Here is a 20,836-nt window from a genome sequence, read left to right on the forward strand (position 1 = left end):
ATTTGCCCGACGTCGGAGGAGCCCGTGCCGCGCAGTCTCGATCTCGTCGTCACTTCCGTAGCCACCCAGCTGATGCAGGCCACGAGTTCCACCGCGACTCAAATCAGCGAACAGATACTCGCGCAGCTCGTCGAGCAGTTTGACATGGACAGCAGTTTCCTGCGCCACCACGACCAGGACGTCCGGGCCTCGGTCCTGGTGGCGGAATGGCCGCCGCGAACCGACGTTCCGCACCCGGATCCGATGGCCGTCGTCCACTTCACCAGCGCCGACCCGGTGCTCGCGGAATGCGAGCGCAGCAGGAAACCGGTGGTGATCCCGCACGATCAGAGCGGCCATTCCCTGCACCGTTGGCTCGGCGGAGCCAAAGGGCGCCCCTCGCCCTCGGTGGCGGCGGCCCCGCTCGTCTCGGGCGACGCGGTCACCGGCGTGCTCGGCTTCGTCAAGTACGGCAGCCGGAAGTGGAAGCCGGAGGAGATCAACACGCTCGAGGCCGTCGCCGCCCTCTTTGCGCAGCTTCAAGCCCGCATCGCGGCCGAAGAAAAGCTGCGCTACCTCGCCGAGCACGACGACCTGACCGGCCTGTACAACCGCAGGGCGCTGGTGGCGCATCTCTCGGAGAGGCTGGCCGCGGGAAGTCCGGGGCCCGTCGCGGTCTTGTATTTCGACCTCGACCGGTTGAAGCCGATCAACGACTACCTCGGCCACGCCGCGGGCGACTGGTTCATCAAGGTCTTCGCGCAACGCATCCGGGTATGCGCGGGCAATCAGAGCCTGATCGCGCGGTTGGGCGGCGACGAGTTCGTCGTCATCCCCGACCAGCCGATGTCGACCGGGACCGCGGAGTCGTTCGCGCGTCGCATCGGCGCGATGCTGCACGAGCGCATGGCCGTCGGGGGATACATGATCACCCGCACCGTCAGCATCGGTCTGGCGGTGGGCATGCCGGGCCGCGACAACAGCGCCGACTTGCTGCGCCGCGCCGACGAGGCCGTGCTGACCGCCAAGCGCGCGGGCGGCAACCAGGTCGCGGTGTCCACCGATGACATGTCACTGAAAAGCGCCTTCCGCAACGACATTGAGTTACACCTGCGCGGGGACATCGACAGCGAAGCGCTGCTGCTGCATTATCTGCCCGAGGTCGACCTGTGGACCGGCGCCATCGTGGCCGCGGAGGCACTGGTCCGCTGGCGGCACCCGATCTGGGGATTGCTGCTGCCGGACTCGTTCATCGGGGTGGCGGAGACGACGAATCTCGCGGCCGAGCTGGGCCAGTGGGTAATGCGAAGCGCCTGCGCGGAATTCAGCCGCTGGCGCGCCAACGGTGTCGGGCAGAGCGCCGTGCTGCGCATCAACGTGTCACCCGTTCAATTGATCACCCGCGGTTTCGTTCGCAGCGTCGCCGACACCATCGAGGAGTTCGGCATCGACGGCGGATCGCTCTGCCTGGAGATCACCGAGCGGGCCGTGGTGCACGACATCGAGACCACTCGCAAGACCCTGACGGAACTCAAGGAGGTCGGGGTCCAGATCGCCATCGACGATTTCGGGACCGGCTATGCCGTTCTGTCGCACCTGAAGTCGCTGCCGGTCGACATACTCAAGATCGACACCGCGTTCGTCCGCGAGTTGGGCTCCAACGCCGGTGACCTCGCCATCGTTCGGGCGATCATCGGGCTGGCCGAGGCCTTCGGCCTGCAGGTGGTCGCCGAGGGAGTCGAGACACCCGCCGCCGCACTGACATTGATGCAACACGGATGCCACCGCGCGCAGGGATTTTTGTTGTCGCGGCCCGTGCCGGGTGACGCGATGGAAGCATTGCTGTCCGCGCGCTGGTTGCCGATGCCCTTCCTCGCCGACCGCGAGGCGTTGTCGTTGGGTGTGATCTGACATTCCGATGTTTCGTCCATCGAAGAAAAGCGCGCTGGCCGCTGTCGTGTGCACAATCGCGGTGGTGCTGGGCGGCTGCGGCAAGCACAACGACCCCGGACCGCTTTCCGCGATGGTCAGCCCGGCCATACCGCCGAGCGTGCAAGAGATCTCAAATCCCCTGCGCGGGCAATACGAGGATCTCCTGAATCCCCTTTTCCCGCAGGGTAATCCGGCCCAGCAGCGCTATCCGGCGTGGCCGGCGTCGTATGACGCGAGCGTGCGGGTGTCATGGCGGCAGTTGCAGCCCACCGATCCGCACACGCTGCCCCCCGACGCGCCGGACGATCGCAAGTTCGATTTCAGCGCGATCGACGACGCGCTGACGAAGCTCGCCAGTCGAAACATGCGGATGACCCTGCGCGTCTACGCGTACAGCTCGTGCTGCAACGACTCGGGCAACCCCAACATCGCGATTCCTGACTGGATGCGGTCGGCGGCCACCACCTTTTCCGGGCCGCCGAACGGTTCTGCGGCGGGCGTGACGCAGGTGGTGCCCAACTGGAACAACCCCGATTACCTCGACGCCTTCTCCCAACTGCTGGCCGCGCTGGGCCGGCGCTACGACGGCGACGAGCGGCTCAGCGTTTTCGAGTTTTCCGGCTACGGGGATTCCAGCGGCAACGACGTCGCCTATTTGCGCGACGCGTTGGGCGCTCCAGGGCCGTCGCCCGACGACAGCGTGGCGATGCTGGGGTACTACAGCCAGTTTCGTGATCAGAGCATCACCATCGCGTCCATTCGGCAGCTCGTCGCGGCGAACGTCAATGCGTTCCCCCACACACGCTTGGTCGTCGCCCCGCAGAATCCGGAGATCGTGCGCGAGCTGCTTGCCGACGACGTCACCAAGAAACTGTCCGCGCCGGTGGGCATCCGTTCGGATTGCCTCGGCGTCCAGGAGCCGCTGCCGGCCTGGGCCGATTCCAACGACTCTCACTATGTGCGCTCCAACGACGCGGTCGTCAACGCGATCAAGCAGCGGCTGACCTCGGCGCTGGTGATCAGCGAATGGTGCCAGCTACCGAGCGGAGCCGACCCGCGCGCCTACTACGAGAAGGGCCTGCACGACGTCATCAGGTACCACGTGTCGATGACGTCGAGCACCAAATTCCCGGACCGGGACGCGACCTCGGCGATGGACGCGAACTTGTATCTGCTCTGGGCCAAGGCCAACGCGTCGGCCGGCTACCAGTATTCGGTCGAGGCGCGTCCGGGCTCGCAGTCGATCCAGGGCAAGGTGGCGAGCATTTCCGTCGTCTGGACCAACTACGGCTCCGCGGCCGCGACCGAACAGTGGACGCCCGGCTACAAGCTGGTCGATTTCTCGGGAACGGTGGTCCGGACCGTGCCGGCGACGGTCAACCTCAAGACACTGGTCCACGACGACTCCAGCCAATCGCGCGAGGAGGCGGTCCCGGCACCCACGACCGAGTCGGTTCACGTCGACCTGACCGGCTTGGCGCCGGGACACTACACGCTGCGCGCATCAGTTGACTGGCAACAGCACAAACCGGGCGCCTCACACGTGGTGAACTACGCCCCCATGTCATTGGCCCGCGACGGCCGCGACGGATCGGGCATGTATCCGATTGCCACACTAGATATTCCGCGCGACTCGACGACAAGCAATGGCCAATAATTCGCCGGGCGCGATCTAGCATCGCAACGATGATCCGAATACTGGGGAAGCGCACGGCGGCCGTTGCCGTGTGCGCGGCACTGGCGCTGAGCGGGTGTAGTAGTCGCAGTAACCCCGAGCCACTGACCCCGATCGCCAGTCCGGCCATCCCGTTGACCGAGCAGGAGATCCCAAACCCGCTGCGCGGCCAGTACGAGGATCTCTTGATGCCGCTTTTCCCGCAAAGCAATACGGCGCAACGGTATCCGGCGTGGCCGGCGTCGTATGACGCGAGCCAGCGGGTGTCGTGGCGGCAGTTGCAGCCCACCGATCCGCGCACGCTGCCCCCCGACGCGCCGGACGATCGCAAGTTCGATTTCAGCGCGATCGACGACGCGCTGGCGAAGCTGGCCGGCCGCAACATCCGGCTGACCCTGCGCGTATACGCCTACAACTCCTGTTGCGACGCCACCTATCCGAACAACACCAACATGGCGGTCCCCGACTGGATGCGGTCGGCGACCACCAGCTATACGGGGCCCGAACGTTATTGGTGGACGCCCGGGGTGACGCAGGTCGTGCCCAACTGGAACGACCCGAATTACCTGGATGCCTTCGGCCAGCTGCTTGCCGCGCTGGGCCGCCGCTACGACGGCGACGAGCGGCTCAGCGTTTTCGAGTTCTCCGGCTACGGCGATTTCAGCGAGAACCACATCGCATATCTGCGGGACAAGTTGGGCGCACCGGGCGCCTCCCCCGAAGACAGCGTCGCGCGGCTGGGCTATTACAGCCAGTTTCGCGACCAGAGCATCACCAAAACGGCCATCCAACAGCTCGTCGCGGCAAACGTCACCGCGTTTCCCCGCACGCAACTGGTCACGACCGCGCTGAACCCGGAAATCGTGCGCGAATTGCTCGCCGACGACGTCACCAAGAAACTGTCGGCGCCGGTGGGCATCCGCTCGGATTGCCTGGGCGTGTTCGCGCCATTACCGGTGTGGGCCGAGTCGGACAAGTCGCATTACGTGGAGTCGAAGGATCCGCTCGTCGGCGCACTGAAAGACCGGCTCGATTCGGCGCTGGTGATCACCGAGTGGTGCCAGCTGCCCGCCGGCACCGATCCGCGGTCCTACTACGAGAAGGGCCTGCACGACGTCGTCCGGTATCGGGTGTCGATGACGTCGAGTTTCAACTTCCCGGATCGGGACTCCAGCACCTCGATGAACCCGGCGCTATACCTGCTGTGGGCCCAGGCCAACGTGGCCGCCGGGTACCGGTATTCGGTCGAGGCGCGGCCCGGCTCGCAATCAACGCAGGGCAAGGTGGCGGCCATCTCGGCGGTGTGGACCAACTACGGCTCGGCGGCCGCGACCGAGAATTGGGTGCCCGGCTACCGGCTGGTGGATTTCTCGGGGGCCGTCGTTCGGACCCTGCCGGCAACGGTAAACCTCAAGGCCCTGGGTCAGGGGCAGACCGGCGACAACCCCGGCAAGGAACCGGTCCCGGCATCGGCAACCGAGGCCGTCCACATCGATATGTCCGGCCTGCCGCCGGGGCGCTATACGCTGCGTGCCGCCGCGGAATGGCAGCAGCACAAGCCGCTCGCGTCGCACGTGGTGAACTACCCGCCCATGCGGATGGCCCGCGACGACCGGGACGAATCGGGCTGGTATCCGATCGCGACGCTCGACATACCGCGCGACGCCGTCGCGCCCGAACGATGAAACAAAGCGGACTGGACACCGCTATTAGCGATTCTGACGATGCCGCATGACGATGCTGCATAATGTGCGAAGCTTTGCCCGGCAGGTGAGCAGTAAACGGAATCGATGCTATTCGCGTGGCGTCGGCTCAGAGAGGTTTAGTGGATGGATTTCCGCACCTTTATCCGGGTCATGTTCGCGCACTGGAAACTGTTCGTGGGCGCGCTGCTGGCGTGCACGATCGGCGCTGCGGCCCTGACGGCGTTTCAGACCAAGCACTATCAATCGTCGGCCACGGTCCTCATCTCGTTTTCCGGCGCTACCGACCTGACCGAGTTGTACAACGGCACGCTGACGGCGCAAGAACGGCTGTCGTCGTACGCCCAGATCGCCGGCGGACGAACGGTGGCGGAGCGCGCGGTGGCGCAGCTCCAGGTCCCGATCAGCCCCGATGTATTGGTGAACCAAACCCAGGTGAAATACACCGCGAAATCGATGCTGTTCACGATCAGCGTCAAAGACACCGATCCGACGCGTTCCGCGGCGCTGGCGGGCGCGATGGCCGATCAATTCGCCGCGATCGTCGGCACGCTCGGCGTGAATCCGGGTCCGAGCGGGCCGGTCGCCGTCGGCACGCGACCCGAGGCGGGCGAGCCCACCCCGGTTCCGGGTCAGCCGACGGAAGTGCCTGGGCCGCAACAGCCGATGGCGAAAGGAACGCCGGTCGCAAGGGCGAGGGTGGTGGAGGCGCCCCGGGTGCCCGATGGTCCGATCACGCCGTCGCCCGTGCGCAACACGATAATGGGGTTCACCGCCGGGCTGCTTCTGGCCATCGCGGTCGCGCTGACCCGAGAGGCCAGCGATCGCACCGTACGCACCCGCGAAAAGCTCGAAGAACTGTCCGGCCTGCCGACCCTGGCCGAACTGCCCGGAAAGCGTGGCAGCGCACCGCGGTTCGGCACCGACATCGCATTCGACGACGCCGTGCGCGGCTTCATCGCAAGGCTACGCAGGGCGATGGGACCCGACGCCCGCCGCGTGCTGGTGACCGCGCCGTTCGGCGGTGAGGGAACCACGACCACGGTGCTCAACCTGTCGCGGGCGCTGGCCGAACTCGGGCAGGACATACTCATCGTCGAAGGCGACACCCGCCGGCCCGTGATCGCCGGGCTGCTGAAAGTCGAATCGGGCGAGGGCCTGAGCCACGCGCTGGCCAGCCCGGAAATCGCCGCGGAAGCTGTCAAGCCGACCCCGATTTCGAGGCTGTTCCTGCTCGGATCGCGGTCGCAGCGCCGCGAGACCTCGCCCTGCAGCGCCTACGCGCCGGAAGTGATCGACAACGTGTTGAAGGACCTGTCGTCACGTTTCGACCTGACGGTGGTCGACGGCCCGCCGGTGCTGGCGACGGCCGACACCGCCCTGCTGGCCGGCGCCGTGCAGGCCACGGTCTTGGTCGTCCGGGCGAAGCGAACCACCTTCGACGAACTCAAGGACGCGTTGACCGCCCTGCGCGCGGCCGGCGCCCAGATCGTCGGCACCGTGCTGACCGACGCCCGGCCGTCCGTACACAGCAGGGCCGCCGCCCGCAGCTACCGGGCAAAGGTCAGCAGGCCGGCGTGATCCCCTACCTGCCGGGCCGGCCTCGCCTGGTGATCGACGGAATCCTGCTGGCGCTGTTCGTGTTTGGCTGCTTTATCTTCGGCGTGCTCTCGGTGCGCCGAACCACCGAGGGCGTGCTGCTGATCGCCGCGTTGTTCTGCCTGGTCGTGTACTGGGTGAAACCCGAAGGCATGGTGGGGGTCACGCTCTTCGGGGCGTTCGCGGCGCTGCCCGAAGGGTTGCACGTCGGCAAGGTCATGGGGCCGGTGGCGATCTACGCGTACCAGGTGACCGCGGTGCTGGCGATCTGCTACCTGCTTCCGATCGTGCGGCTGCGGTTCGCCGATTTTCGGCTGCCGCTGATATTCACCACGGCCGTGATCATCTTCACCGCCGTCGGATTCGAGATGAGACATGACGCCGAAATGGTGGTGCGCGAATCGACGACCCTGCTCGAAATGGTCGTCGGATTCCTGCTGGCGCTGTTGATCGTCTACGGCGGCTACCTCAAATGGACGATCCGCGTCATGATCGTGATCCTGTGGTTTTCGGCGGGCATGGCGATCGTGAGTTCGTTGCATGCCATCCGGCTGGCCGGCAGGGCGGAAAGCCTGGAGGGGACGACGGGCGCCGGGCAGGCGCTGCGCATCGTCCTGTCCACCCAGACGCCGGCCACCGCCGTGCTGAGCGCATTGATCGCCGCCGCGATCATCGGCCGGGTGCGGCCCGCCATGTTCTTCGCGCTGGGCCCTCCGGCGTTGGTGATTTCGCTGCTGTCCTTCGCCCGCAACACGCTGATCGCCGTCGCGGTGGCCGCCGCCGTCGCCTTCCTCGCCAGCTTCGGATGGTCGGCGCTGCGCCGGACCGCGACCGTCGCCGCGGTCAGCGCGGCGATCTTCGCGGTGACGGTGCCCGGATCGCTGTTCCTGCTACAGCATTCGGAGGCCGGCGCATGGCTCAGCGACCAGTTCACCGCGTTCAACCAGCGGGTGCTCGGCGGGGTTACGAAAAGTGCTCTGGCCGTGGACGAGTCGACGCTGGACCGGCTGAGGGAAGTCGCCCGGCTGAACCAGGCCATCGCCCAGGCGCCGGTGTTCGGCCACGGCCTGGGCTACGCCTACCAACTGCCGTCCGGGAACGACCCCAATGCCTTCGCCTGGAAGCTGGGCCCCACCTACTCCCACCTCTTCTACCAGTGGTGGCTGGCCAAAGCCGGGGCGGTGGGCATGGCGGTGTTCGCCTGGTTCGCGCTCACGCCCGTCGTCCGGGCGTTCCGCTGCGCGTCGGCGCCGGCGAAGATCAGCGCGGCGGTCGGCGCCGGCCTGCTCGCGATCTCCGCGGTGTGGCCGTTGCCGGAGATGCCGATGGACGCGCTGGCCCTCGGTCTCGCGCTGGGAGCGGCGATGGCCTTTGCCGGCCTGCGAGACAGGGGCCAGGACGACGGCCGGCCGGATTTCGGTCACGGGCCGGTTAAAAGCGGTGAGTTTGCCACCGTTTCGGCCGACCGCGACTGACAAGCTGATCTATCTTGACCGTGTGGTCGATTTGCTGTGGGACCTAGCCGGGCGACGATGATCGCGGTCATTCACGTGGGACCCGACATGTACAGCTTCGGCGGGACGCAGTCGGTCATCCGGGTCATCCGCGACAACAACATCGGCGCGGACGACATCCGCGTCCTTTCGACGTGGAACGGACGGCGCCACTCGAAGAGCCTCGTTCTGACGGCGCGCGCCGGGCTGGCGCTGGCCCGGGCCCCCCGCGCGGCCATCGTGCACTTCCACATCTCGAACGGCGGAGCGTGGCTGCGCGAAGGATCGTTGATCCGGCTGGCAAGGGCTCGGGGTTTCCGGGTCATCGTCACCATCCACGGCTCGGATTTTCCCGATTTCGCCCGCTCGCATCCTCGCTTCGTCGGCGCCACGCTGAACCGCGCGGACCACGTGATCCTGTTGTCAGAGGAAGCGCGTGCCGCGGCGGTGGAGGTGGCGCCGACGGTGCCAACCTCTGTGGTGGCGAACCCGATTGTGATCGATCGAGATTCGCCCGGCGCCAGCACGACGCCACCCGTGGTCCTCTTCGCGGGCACCATCGGACGGCGCAAGGGCGTCGACCGGCTCGTCGAGGCGTGGCGGCTGCTGCTCGCCGAGGGCATCGAGGGTCGCTGCCGGATAGTCGGGCGCGTCGACGACTACGTTCCCCCGCCCACCGAGCGCATGTCCGTCGAGGGCCCTATACATCCGGATGGGGTGCGTGACTTGCTCCGGTCGGTGCGAGTGGTCACCCTGCCGTCGTTCGCCGAGGGAATGCCGATGATCCTGACCGAGGCCCTCGCCGGTGCGCGTCCCTTCGTGGCTACTCCGGTCGGCGGGACGGCCGAAATCGCTTCGGACCCAAGTATGCTCGTGCCCGCGGGCGATGTGCCCGCCCTGGCCGCGGCGATAGGTCGTTACCTGCGCGACGCGGACTTGGCGGAGCGCGACGGGTTACGGGGTCAGGCGCACATCGCGGCGACGCGCAGCCCCGAAGTGATCGACGCGGAGCTCCGCCGGATCTACGAGGGCTGCGGTGTTGGAACAGATTGAACTTCGGGGACCGCAGCTGACACTGAGTGCGGTCGGCTTCGGATGCGGCGGGCTGATGCAGTCGCCGTCCCGGAAGGAGCGCATGGCCGTGCTCGGCAGCGCGGTCGACTGCGGGATCACCCATTTCGACACCGCGCGGATGTACGGGCTTGGCATGGCCGAGGCGGAGCTGGGGCTGTTCCTGCGTACGGTCAAGCGCGACAGCGTCACCGTCGCTACCAAGTTCGGCATCGACGTCGGCGGCGCGGCCCGCCGTCTCGGCCGGTATCAAGCTCCGGCGCGCGCGCTGCTGCGAAAAGCCCCGGGACTGCGGCGCGCCGTCAAGCAACGCGCGAACAGATCCGCGACCGCGCGGATATACGACGCGGACATGGCCGAACGCAGCCTCGATCAGAGCCTTGCGGCGCTGGGCGTCGACTACGTCGACATCCTGTTCGTCCATGGCCCCCGACCCGGAGACACCATCACCGGCGATGAACTTCGCCGATTCTTCGAGCGCGCCCGTCAGCAGGGCAAGATTCGCGCGTGGGGCGTCTCCCAAGACGAGGGGCTCGACGTGGACTTCGCCGGTGCATTCGCGCCCGAGGGGGTGAGCCAGCTTCGCGCCGACCTGCTCAATCCGCCGCCGCGTCCGGCGGATCTCGCGTTTGGCGTCCTGAACCGGCCGTACGCGGCGCTCTCGGCGGCGTTGCGAGCGGACGCGCTGTTGGCGCAGCGGTGGCGGGAGGCCCTCCAGATCGATCCGCTGGCCCCCGGCGTGCTGCCAAAGCTGATCCTCGGGTCCGCCGCCGCGGCAACGGGTTGCCCCGCAATCCTTTACAGCACAACCAAGCCACACCGCGTTGCCGAAGCCGCGGCCGCCGTCTCGTCGCCGCCGGACGAAGCGACCTCGACTCGCTTCCACACTCTCGTCGAGGAGCTTCGAGCGGGGTTCGCGGCATGATCCGTGGCCCAAAGGAATTCGTCGCCGACACGGCGATCGAGACCGATGTGGTCGTCGTGGGGGCTGGTCCGATCGGCATCGTCACGGCGCTGGAGCTTGCCAGATCGGGCGTGCAAGTGGCGCTCATCGAAAGCGGCCTCGCGCGTACGGAACACGCGGCACAGGAACTGGCGACCCTGGATTCGCGCCAAGACGACTACTTCCATTCGCGCAGCGAGCTGACGGTCCGCCGACAGGTCGGCGGGACCAGTGCGCTCTGGGGTGGGCGCTGCGTCAAGTTCGATCCCATCGATTTCGAGGACCGGCCGATCACCGCGCAGGCGCCCTGGCCAATCGGGGACAAAGACATCGAGCCCTACCGCCAGCGAGCCTGCGATTGGGTGGGATGCGGTCAGCCGATATTCAATGCGCGCGAAATTCCCGAGATCGCTGACAACGACCTAGTCGCAGGGCTTCCCGACGGCGCAGTGCGCACGACGGATCTCGAACGCTGGGCCCCAACGCGTTTCGGCCGCGAGTACCGGGCCGCGCTGCGCGACGCCTCCCGCCTTACTCTGTGGACCGGCCTCACGTGCACCGAAATCGTGACGACCGAAGCCGGTGATTCGGTCGACCATCTCGTCGTCAAGACACTCGACGGCCGGGCGGGCAGGGTCGTCGCGACCGACTACATCATCGCGACCGGTGGACTCGAAGCGACTCGTCTGCTGCTCGCGTCGGATCGCCGTCATCCGGCGGGCCTGGGAAACGCCGGCGGCCACCTCGGACGCTGGTACATGTCCCACGTCGAGGCCCGCGTGGCGCGCGTGCATTTCACCACCGACAAGGTCATCCATGCCTACGAACGGGACAACGAGGGTGTATACGTTCGGCGTCGCTTTACCTTCGACCCACAGTTACTGCGCGACACCGGGATGCCGAACGCCGCTGTCTGGCTGGTGAACCCGCCGATCAGCGACCCGGCTCACGGAAGCGGGATCCTGTCCGGCGTTTACCTTACGTTGATATCCCCGCTCGGCCGTTTCCTGCTCGCCCAGGCGATTCGTGAGGCGCACACCAAGACGGAAGGGTCACCGCGGATCCGCGCGCACCTGCGCAACATCGTGCGAGATCTGTTCGGTTCGATCCGATTCGCGATCGCGTTCCCCTACGCCCGGTTCCTCCGGAGGGGCCGCAAGGCGCCCGGCTTCTTTGTCAAGAGCGCAGACAATCGGTATCTGCTGCACTACCACGGCGAGCATCTTCCGCACTGGCAGAGCTGCGTCGAGCTCACCGATGAGCGGGATTCGCTTGGTATGCGCAGGATCCGGACCCATATGCACTTCTCGGACGACGACTACGAGAGTGTGCGCAAGGCCATCGCTCTGATCGACGAACACCTACACCGCCACGGTGTCGGTCGCGTGGAGTGGCTGACCGACGACGTCGAGGGGTCGGTGCATGCGTTCATGAAGGGGTATGCCGGCTTCCACCAGGTCGGAACCACCCGGATGTCGGAGACTCCGCAGGACGGGGTGGTGGACCCGAATCTTGCGGTGCACGGGGTGCGTGGGTTGTACGTTGCGAGCACGTCCGTCCTGCCGACATCGAGCCAGGCCAACCCGACGCTGCTTGGCATCGCCCTCGGCGTCCGGCTCGCCGAGCACGTCGCGAGCGCCCGAATCGCCTGCGGGCCACCGGATTCCAGGACCGCCTGAGCCGGTCAACGCCGGGCGGACAACACCTCGGCGATGACTTCCAGAAAACGATCCGCGACGTGCTCGACGGCGCATCGGCGCGCGTAGTGGTGCGCGGCCCCCGCTCCCAGTTCTGCCGCGACGGACGGGTCGGCCAGCAGATCGAATGCGGCGGCGAGCCCGGCGACGTCGTCGACCCCGACCGGGGCGCAGCCCGGCGGCTGGTATTCGGGCAGACCGCCGACGTCGGACACGATCGGCATGACTCCCAGCTGCATGGAGAGCACCTGCACACCGCTTTGTGAAGCGCGCCGGTAGTGGGAAACCGAACCTTTCGCGGCGGCCAGCGTCGGAATCACATCGGCGTAGCGGTAACTGCCGTTGCGCCAGTGGGTGTGTTTGGGCAGCGACCCCGCGTCCAGCGTCCCGTCGCCGATTAGCACCAGGTTGTCGCCGCGCCAGCCGCCGCCGACGACATGTCGCCGCCACGCCTCCAGCACCACGTCGACGTTCTTGTAGGGGTTGAGCCGGCCGAACATGACGAAGTCATGGCGCCCTTCGGCCCCCACGAACGGCGGCACCCGCGGCGGGTCGATGTCGCTGGCGAGCGGCACGACATGCACCGGCGTGCCGGCGACGTCGCGGCGCTGCGCGACGGCGGCCGCGACGTAGTCGCAATAGGTGATGGTGGCCGCCGAGCGGGCGCCCCAGCGGTCGAACACCGCCCGCTCGTAGGACGGCCGCTCCTCGTCGGGGTCGTGCGGATTGTCGTCGTGCACCACCTGAATCCGCGGCGTCCCCCCGGCCAGCGCGATCCAGCGTGGATCGCGAACGATCTCGGCGATCACGACGTCGGGCCGGAACCGGCGGACGCGGCGCCACGCCTTGACGGTCGGGGGCCAGGTCGCGGCGGTCTTGAATCGCGGATCGAGCACCAACTCGTAGTCGCGCGCGGCGTCCGACTCCGGGTGCCGGTCGGAGGTCACCAGGAGCACGTCGGCCCCCCGCCGGATCAGCGCCTCGGACTGCACGCGTACCGCGGGTCGCGTCCACGGCGAAAGCCACAGCACCCGAGGCGAATTCACGCTTCTCCGTCGGCCTGCAGGAACATGTCGGCATCGGTCCACATCCGGGTCTCCAGCGCGCGTCGCGGCACGCCTTGGAGGAGATTGGTGACCCGCGGGGAGGCCAGGAGGCGCCAGGCCAGCGGATTGATCTTCGCCCGCGTCAAGATGTGCAGGCCCATTCCTCCGAGCCACCACCACCGGGTCTTGGAGGTGTGGAAGTCCATGCCGAAGCGCTGTCCGATCAGCTCCAGCGTCCGCTTTTGATAGAAGGTGATGTGCTGGCCGGTGGCGAAGGCGTAGTACATCCATTCCTCCGTCGGCGGGGGCTCGCCGGCGAAAAGCTCCGTGGTGAAAACGATGGTGTCGGTGCCCGTCGTCTCCAGCAGCTCGGCCACGAACGCGACCGGGTCGGTCAGATGCTCCATCACTTCGAACGCGGTGACCGCCGTGTACGGCGCACCCGGACCGGCATCCGCCTCGAAGCCCTGCGCGGTGAGGTTGGGGGAGTACTTGTCCGTCCAGTAGTAGTCGAAGCCGACGTCGCGCATCAGGCGGGTGAAAACGCCGTAGCCGCCGGCCGCGTCGAGATACCGCCCGCCGCGATCGAAGAGAAAGAACAGCAGCACCGACATCGCCCGTGCCAGGTAGAGGTTGCGCCACAGCATGGTGGTATCGGCCGCCGCGACCGGGCTCGCATACGCTTCGTCCAGCCAATACGGCTCTTCGGTCTGCAGCCCGCCGCAGCTGTCGCAGAAGTAATACTTGCAGTCGTATTTGCCCAGGATCTTATGGGTGAACACCGGATTGGTGCTGGAACTGCAGATGCGGCACAGCACGGTTATCCAGCCTCCTGAACATCTTCCGCGACATCAGAGCGGAAGAAGAACACTGGTGAACCTACGGCACGCTCGGCGAAGTGAGCAAGCCAAAACCGTTCGGAATTGATTGTGCGCAAGCGATTTACCCTTGGCGTGGTAGCTTTAACCTCCAAATGGCCAGAAGCGCGACACCCCCGCCGGGAAAGACGCTCAGGCAAAGGATCCGGCGCATTCTCGGCAGTGAAACGCGGGACCAGCTCAAGGATCTGATCCTTTTCGACCATTCCCAATCGGTGAAGGCAAACCATCCCAATCCCCTGAATCGGGCCGGGAAGAAGTGCTTTTCCGCGACCGACGAGGACGGGATAACGCTGGAGATCCTCCGCCGGATCGACCGCCTCGACGACGGGGTGTTCGCCGAATTCGGTGTCGGCGACGGGACGGAGAACAACACGCTGATCCTTGCCGCGCTGGGCTGGAAGGGCTTCTGGGTCGGCGGCCAGGATCTGGCGGTGGCATTCCAGCCCGGGCCGCGCTTCACCTACGAAAAGGCGTGGATCACCGCGGAGAACATCCTCGACCTGAGCCGGTCGTGCCTGCAGAGAATCGACGCCACGCAGCTCGACGTGATCTCCCTGGACCTCGACGGCAACGACATCTATCTCGTCGAAAAGCTGTTGGCGGGCGGCATCCGTCCCAAGCTGTTCATCGTCGAGTACAACGGGAAGTTTCCGCCGCCGGTGAAGTTCCAGATCGCCTACGACCCCGATCATGTCTGGGAGTCCGACGACTACTTCGGGGCATCGCTGAGCAGTTTCGCCGCGCTGTTCGCGCGCTTCGACTACCGCCTGGTGTGCTGCAATTCCCACTCGGGTTCCGACGCGTTCTTTATCGACACCGCCCTGTCCGACCGTTTTGCGGACGTCCCGACGGACATCGACCAGATCTACGTGGAGCCCCGGTACTTTCTCTACGGCGGATTCGGTCAGCACAAGACCTCCCCCCGCACGGTTGCGAAGATACTGGGAGCAAAGCCCAAGCAGCCGAACTGAATTCACAGCACCCCGTTGATCGCGTCAACGTAGGCGTCGGTCATCGCCTCCACCGTGTAGTGCTGGTGCATGCGCTCGAAGCCGCGTCGTCCCACCGACGGCAGCGCGGCGGGGTCGGCCAGGATCCGCGCCAGGTTTTGCCGCCATCCCGGCACCGACACGGGCTCGACGAGGAATCCCGCGCGTCCGAAATCCAGCATTTCCGGGACCGCGCAAATGGCCGACGCAGCGACGGGAACCCCCCGGGCCATCGCCTCGAGGATCACCAGCGGGAAGGCCTCGGAGCGGCTGGGGACACACAGCAGGTCCGCGTCGGCCAGCGCGGGCCCGGGACCGGCCGACCATCCGCGCCAGTGCACCCGCTCCCGCAATCCGGCGGGCGTGCGCGCCTCCAGCCGCTCCCGGTCGGGGCCGTCACCGAAAATCGATAGCTGCCAAGGCATGTCGGCGAGGTCGCCCAGCGCCTCGATCAGCACGTGGGGGTTCTTGTGCTCGAGGATGCGCGAGAGCATCACCAGGTGCAGCGGCGCGTCCGCGCGGCGGATCCGGGGGGTCGGGTCGGCGGGCGGTGTGACGCCGTTGGGCGCGACGAAGCGCCGCCCCCAAAGCCGATGCTGTGCGGCCAGCATGTCCCAATGCCGTTGCGCCAACACGATGAAACCGTCCGCGCGGCGCATCGCGGCGGTCAGGGGCCGCGAGTAGATGGGCCGGTCTTCCTCGGGAGGAACATGCGGGGCGACCAGCCAGCGCCGGCCCCGATCGGCGGCGCGCCATAACGTGGCGAACCCCGCCTCGGTGTTGGTGTCGGCGGTGATGAGCACCGCCGGGCCCGCGGGGAGGTCGAGCGCCGGTGCCCACCACGGCTGACGCACCACCCGCACGGTAGGCGGAATCTCGGATATCAACGGGCCGAACCGTTGCATGCAGACGATGGTGACCGGGTAGCCGCGCCGGTCCAATTCCGTTGCCAGCAGCGCCTTTTGCCGCTCGGCGCCACCGTACACCAGGCGGTTGGTGCTGATCACAATCGTCGGCAGGTCTTCGGCAGCGGCGCGTTTCGACCGCGGCGTCCGGTGCAATAGCGTCGTGCCGGCCAAATACACGTCGGCGTGGTGAACGCTGTTTCGGTGTTCGAGGAGTAGCGCGGCGCTGGCGCGCGCCAGGTCGCGGTCGCGGTCGCCGTCGCCGGTCGCCGGATCGCCCTGATCGACGCCGAGTTCGTCGGCCAGCAGAATTAGCCAGCCCTCCGCGCGGGCGCGGGTCTGCCAGTCGGCCTCCGCGCCGTGGCGGAAGAATTCTTCGTCGAGGCCGCCGATGGTGTTCCAGGCCGCGCGGTTGATCGCCAGGCAGGCGCCGCCCAAATACCCTTTGATGCCTTGAGCTTCGGGAGGCTGGCGGCGATAGAGGTGGGAGATCGGGGTGCCGCGCAGTGAGCCGGAGTGGCCGGTGCTAGCGGTCAGCGCTCGGATCAGTGTTGGGTTGCGGGTCGCGATGTCCCACGGCCGCCGGCCCGGCGCGGTCCCCATCGGGGAGACCGCCGCCACGCCCGGCTGGCGAAGCAACTCTCGGGTGCGAGTCAACGGTCCCAGCAGGCGGACGTGGGATTTGAGCAACAACAGGTCGGCGTCGCTCGGTGCGTGCTCCGCCAGCGTGTTGAAAGCCGCGGCGCAGCCACGGTTCGCCGGGCCCGATACCCAGTGCACGCTCGGGTACCGGGCCTCGAGGTCCGCCCGACCGGGGGATCCGTCGCCGTCCTCCAGGTAGACGTAGACCGGCAGCCGCGGAAGATGTTCGGCGATGCTGCGCAGGCACATCTCGAGCGGCGCGTGGCCCTGGTCGCTGACGACCAGCACGGCAAGTGAGCGCTCGGATGGTAGGGCGGCGGGGGCGCCGACCGGGCGCTTGAGATACGCCCGGTCCATTTCACGGGTCATGCCACCAGCTGGTCCCGCTGCGACGAGGCCCGCAGGGAGGCCAGGTCCGACCAGCTGAGCGGGCCGACGGCCGCGCTGGTAGCCAGGTAGGCGGCGGCGGCCGCGGCGAGGGTGAGCACCACGTGCTGGCCCGAGAGCAGCAGCGTCACCGCAACACTCGCTCCCGTCGGTATCAGCAACCGCAGCAAGAACATCACCGGCGTACGGTAGCCGCAGTGCCTGCGCAGCCACCAGGTGCTGATCACCATGTTGAAGAACTCGGTGCAGACCAGCGCGATGCCGGGGCCGACGGCGCCGAGCCGCCCGGCGAGGGCGAGATTGAGCCCGACGTTGAGCACCAGGGTCGCCATCGTCAACCAGAACAAGACCCTCTGGTGATGGCTGGCGACCAAACCCTGGCCGAGGGTGCCGCTGACGAATCGCAGAGCCGCCGCGACGAACAGCAGGGCCAGCGTCGGCGTGCCGCGCGCGACGAACGCCTTATCGCCGAAGAGCCCGATCAACGGTCCGGCCAGCAGCGCGCCGACGACTGCGACCGGGACGGCCACAAAGTACATCAGCTCGACGCTGCGGCGCAGGAAGCCGGCGAAGGCGGCGAGGTCACGCGCGAACAACTCGGTGGCCGTCGACAGCGTCGATTTGAGGAAGATCAGCGACACCACGATGGTGTTGAAGGCGATCGTGAAGGCCAATCCGTACACGCCCACCTCGGAGTGGGTGCTCAGCAGCGACAGGATCACGCCGTCGGCCCTGCAGTACAGCAGCCCGACCACCAGAAACCCGATGAGCGGCAGGCTTTCCCGCAATAGGTCGGCGGCTTCCCGCGCCGCGAAGATCGGGCGCACCGAGATATGCCGCATCGCGGCGGCGCCTTGGATCAGCAGCTGCAGGGCGGGCGGGATGAGTTGCGCTACGGCGAACCAGATGACGTCGGACCGCGTCGCCACCAGGCAGGCGACCATGGCCAGCGCGGCGAGCCGGCCGACGACGTCGGAGATGGCTACCGCCGAGAACCGTACGGTGGCAAGGAATACCGGCTCGAATCGGGTCACCATGGTCTGCATGAGCAGCGCCCCGGATAGCACGACGAGCATCACCCGCACTTCGGGGTCGCGATAGACCAGCAAGCCGGACACCGCCGCCAGCGCCGCGAGCGGAACGCAATAGACCAGGGCGAGACCGCTGTTGATGCGCACCAGGCGCTCGAGGTCGCCGCGGCCGGAGGTCACGCGGCGCACGATCACGGTGGCGATACCGAGGTCGGCCAGGCTCGTCCACATCGCGATGAAAAGAAGCGCGATGGAGAGCTGGCCGTAGCGTCCGGGCCCCAGATACCGCGCGGTCATCGCCACCGAAACCACCGACGCCAGCATCCCCAGCACGCGGCAGATCAACTGGATCGAGAATGCGTGGGCCATCCGCGCGAGCGGCACCGATCCTACGACCGCACCCGGTGCCGTCGGCTCGCTCATGGCTCGCGAGCCTAGTAGGCGCCGTGGCTCGTTAATACGGCTTTCACCGTCTTGGCGATGATCATCAGGTCACCGGCCATCGACCAGTTGTCGACATACGACAGGTCCAACCGGACCGACTCTTCCCACGAAAGGTTCGAGCGGCCGCTCACCTGCCACAGCCCGCTGACGCCCGGCTTCACCAGCAGTCGCCGCTTGACGTCGCCGTCGTAGTTCTCGACTTCTCGGCGCAGCGGGGGCCGCGGCCCGACGACGCTCATATCCCCCTTGACCACGTTGAGGAATTGCGGCAGCTCGTCGATGCTGAACCTGCGCAGGACTCTGCCGACCGGCGTGACCCGGGGATCTTCGCGCATTTTGAACAGCATGCCGCCGTCGCTGTCGTTCAGCGCCAACAGATCTGCGATCTGCCTGTCGGCGCCGTCGGTCATCGTTCGGAACTTGAACATCGTGAAGGGCTTTCCCTCGATGCCGATCCGTTCCGATGGGTAGAAGACGGGGCCCTTGCTGGTGAGCTTGATGGCGATGGCAGCGGCGATCAGAAGCGGCGATGTGGCGATGAGGGCCATTAGCGAGAAGCAGACGTCGAAGACCTGCTTCTCGAAGCGTTGGCTCCCTTCGTATTGCGGCTTTTCGACGTGCAGCAGGGGCAATCCTGCGGTGAGGCGCAGGGTCAATCGCGCTTCCGCGACGTCCACTACCCCGGGCGACACCACCAGGTCGACGTCCATCGTCTCCAGCTGCCACAGCAGCTCCCTGATGCCGTGCACGCCGAAATGCTCCGTGCGCGTCACCGCCACGGTGTCGGCGCCGCAGCGTTGCACCGCGGCCACGGCGTGGGTTTCGTCACCGAGGATCGCGACTTCGCGGCTCCCGACGGTCAGGGTTTCGCCGCGGGACGGCCCATATCCTGAAATGCACACACCGGCCACGACGCAGCCGTCGCTCGGATTGCGGGACAGTTCAGTAACGAGGTGAGCAACGGCCTGCCGATCCCCGATCGCCAAAACCGTTGTCTGGCAATGGCCGTGCGCTCGCTCGCGGCGGATATGCTGGCGCCACAGGCTGCGGCTGGTCAACAATCCCAAGGTGCCGACCGGAAGCGCGATCGCGAGATAGCCGCGCGCCAGGTCGACTTTGGCGAGCAACGTCACCATCGCGATGATCCCGAACGTCCAGAATGACGCGCTGGCGATGCGCCGGTACTCGTCGATCCCCGCGCCGATGACTCGCGTCGATCTCGTTTGGAATATCGCAAGGGACGACAGCCACAACACCGCGAAGAGAACGGAGAACAGCGTCATCACCGGGTCCGAGTAACCCGACGTGTTCGCGATCTCCCCGAATCGGACGTACTGCGCAAGGAATACCGACGCGACGACGATCACCGAGTCGCTAATGCGCAGGCTTTGCGCATAGTGGTCCTGCCAGCGACGCAAGGCATTGCCGACGGTGGACGACACCGCGGACATGGCTAACGGCGAAGCGTCGGGTGTTTCGGGAGGCAACGGGGTTATGCCGGTCGGCTTGCGCTTCTGCGGTCGCTGCTCGGGCTGCACGAGATTCACCGCGTCCAGGGCCATCACACACCTACGCTCTCGCCGAGAGGCCTGATCGAATGCCGGCCGGCACGTGGCGCTGGGTCTCGCGCGGTTGATCGTCCACCCCTCCGGCCGCGTGGAGCCCGCCCGCTTGGGCCGCGTTCTCGAGTTGCGCCAGCCCCGACGCCCGGAAGGGCCAGCTGGCGTCCTGCTCGGAGATGACGGTGACCGGCAGCGGCCACGCGATTCCGAACTCGGGATCGTCCCAGCGGAATCCCTCCTCGCCGTTCGTCGCGGGCTGGCCGCTGACCTGGTAGCTGACCTCGGAGTCGTCGATCAGGGTCTGGAAGCCGTGTGCGACATACGGCGGCAAGAACAGCGCCCGGTGGTCGTCGGCGCTCAACTCCACCATCACGTGGTCGCCGTAGGTCCGCGAGTCGGGGCGGACGTCCACCGTGGCGGTGGCAATGGCACCGCGGGTGCACCGGACCAGCTTGGCCTCGGCGTGTGGGGGCACTCGACGGTGCAGACCGCGTACGGTGCCGCGGGTGTAGCTGAACACGACGTCTGTCTGCATGCCATCGAAAGCCAGCCCGTGGTTGGCGAATTCGCGCGAGCAGAACGACCGCGTGGTAAATCCGCGGTGGTCGCATTGCGGTTCGAAGTCGATGATCGTCACGCCGGCGACCTTCGTGGGCGTGTATTTCACTGACGACTCCTTCCGAAAGCCGTTGGCCCGGTGTGCTGCAGCTCTGCGTTCATGGGGCGCCTATACGTATCCGGCGGCCGGTGGGCGGGTCATGATGGTCGGGATGACCCCATACCGGGGCCCGAGCGATTTGCCCGACGCGGCCGCGCGCGGCCGCGTCGGGCAAATCGCTCGGGCCCCGGTATGGGGT

At 67.0% G+C, this 20,836-nt stretch carries 14 protein-coding genes and 1 pseudogene; 9 read left to right on the forward strand and 6 right to left on the reverse strand.

Going from position 1 to position 20,836, the window contains the following annotated elements:
- Nucleotides 1-24 precede the first annotated feature (24 nt).
- From ACQI5H_RS15925 to ACQI5H_RS15960, 8 genes are all read left to right on the forward strand, one after another.
- Nucleotides 25-1,890 carry a putative bifunctional diguanylate cyclase/phosphodiesterase gene (locus tag ACQI5H_RS15925; RefSeq protein WP_427080308.1) on the forward strand — a complete coding sequence of 622 codons (1,866 nt, stop codon included), beginning with the start codon at nucleotides 25-27 and terminating at the stop codon, nucleotides 1,888-1,890.
- A 7-nt stretch (nucleotides 1,891-1,897) separates the two neighbouring features.
- Nucleotides 1,898-3,568, forward strand: a complete 1,671-nt coding sequence (locus ACQI5H_RS15930) for a hypothetical protein (protein ID WP_427080309.1) — start codon at nucleotides 1,898-1,900, stop codon at nucleotides 3,566-3,568.
- A gap of 29 nt (nucleotides 3,569-3,597) precedes the next feature.
- A complete protein-coding gene (locus tag ACQI5H_RS15935; protein ID WP_427080310.1) occupies nucleotides 3,598-5,271 on the forward strand; it encodes a hypothetical protein in 1,674 nt (557 codons plus the stop codon).
- A 144-nt stretch (nucleotides 5,272-5,415) separates the two neighbouring features.
- Complete coding sequence (locus ACQI5H_RS15940) at nucleotides 5,416-6,870, forward strand: AAA family ATPase (protein WP_427080311.1); 1,455 nt, start codon at nucleotides 5,416-5,418, stop codon at nucleotides 6,868-6,870.
- Nucleotides 6,867-8,363 (forward strand): O-antigen ligase family protein, encoded by a 1,497-nt coding sequence (locus tag ACQI5H_RS15945; RefSeq protein ID WP_427080312.1) that lies wholly within the window; start codon nucleotides 6,867-6,869, stop codon nucleotides 8,361-8,363. Before ACQI5H_RS15940 ends, ACQI5H_RS15945 begins: the two co-directional genes overlap by 4 nt.
- 57 nt (nucleotides 8,364-8,420) lie before the next feature.
- The gene (locus ACQI5H_RS15950; RefSeq protein WP_427080313.1) at nucleotides 8,421-9,434 is read left to right on the forward strand and encodes a glycosyltransferase family 4 protein; all 1,014 of its coding nucleotides are present in this window, start codon (nucleotides 8,421-8,423) and stop codon (nucleotides 9,432-9,434) included.
- Nucleotides 9,435-9,450: 16 nt separating this feature from the next.
- Nucleotides 9,451-10,377 (forward strand): aldo/keto reductase, encoded by a 927-nt coding sequence (locus ACQI5H_RS15955; protein ID WP_427080323.1) that lies wholly within the window; start codon nucleotides 9,451-9,453, stop codon nucleotides 10,375-10,377.
- A complete protein-coding gene (locus tag ACQI5H_RS15960) occupies nucleotides 10,374-12,074 on the forward strand; it encodes an FAD-dependent oxidoreductase (RefSeq protein ID WP_427080314.1) in 1,701 nt (566 codons plus the stop codon). Before ACQI5H_RS15955 ends, ACQI5H_RS15960 begins: the two co-directional genes overlap by 4 nt.
- Before the next feature lie 5 nt (nucleotides 12,075-12,079).
- Here the strand turns inward: ACQI5H_RS15960 and ACQI5H_RS15965 are convergent, their stop codons facing one another.
- Together ACQI5H_RS15965 and ACQI5H_RS15970 are read right to left on the reverse strand one after the other, a co-directional pair.
- Nucleotides 12,080-13,123, reverse strand: coding sequence for a glycosyltransferase family 4 protein (locus ACQI5H_RS15965; protein ID WP_427080324.1), 1,044 nt, complete (start codon nucleotides 13,121-13,123; stop codon nucleotides 12,080-12,082).
- Between the two features lie 11 nt (nucleotides 13,124-13,134).
- Complete coding sequence (locus ACQI5H_RS15970; RefSeq protein WP_427080315.1) at nucleotides 13,135-13,920, reverse strand: class I SAM-dependent methyltransferase; 786 nt, start codon at nucleotides 13,918-13,920, stop codon at nucleotides 13,135-13,137.
- A 191-nt stretch (nucleotides 13,921-14,111) separates the two neighbouring features.
- On the opposite strand from ACQI5H_RS15970, the gene ACQI5H_RS15975 reads away from it, so the two are divergent.
- On the forward strand, nucleotides 14,112-14,990 hold the full coding sequence (locus ACQI5H_RS15975; RefSeq protein ID WP_427080316.1) for a hypothetical protein: 879 nt from the start codon (nucleotides 14,112-14,114) through the stop codon (nucleotides 14,988-14,990).
- 2 nt (nucleotides 14,991-14,992) lie between these two features.
- On the opposite strand, the gene ACQI5H_RS15980 is transcribed toward ACQI5H_RS15975, so the two are convergent.
- The 4 genes and pseudogenes from ACQI5H_RS15980 to ACQI5H_RS15995 all read right to left on the reverse strand — a co-directional run.
- Complete coding sequence (locus tag ACQI5H_RS15980; protein ID WP_427080317.1) at nucleotides 14,993-16,924, reverse strand: glycosyltransferase; 1,932 nt, start codon at nucleotides 16,922-16,924, stop codon at nucleotides 14,993-14,995.
- A complete protein-coding gene (locus ACQI5H_RS15985; RefSeq protein ID WP_427080318.1) occupies nucleotides 16,921-18,396 on the reverse strand; it encodes an oligosaccharide flippase family protein in 1,476 nt (491 codons plus the stop codon). Before ACQI5H_RS15985 ends, ACQI5H_RS15980 begins: the two co-directional genes overlap by 4 nt.
- 11 nt (nucleotides 18,397-18,407) lie before the next feature.
- Complete coding sequence (locus tag ACQI5H_RS15990) at nucleotides 18,408-19,868, reverse strand: sugar transferase (RefSeq protein ID WP_427080325.1); 1,461 nt, start codon at nucleotides 19,866-19,868, stop codon at nucleotides 18,408-18,410.
- Between the two features lie 223 nt (nucleotides 19,869-20,091).
- Nucleotides 20,092-20,646: pseudogene (locus ACQI5H_RS15995) on the reverse strand (dTDP-4-dehydrorhamnose 3,5-epimerase family protein); the annotation flags it as partial.
- Nucleotides 20,647-20,836: the final 190 nt, after the last annotated feature.

The organism is Mycobacterium heidelbergense (genome assembly GCF_050205645.1).
Lineage (GTDB): Bacteria > Actinomycetota > Actinomycetes > Mycobacteriales > Mycobacteriaceae > Mycobacterium > Mycobacterium heidelbergense_A.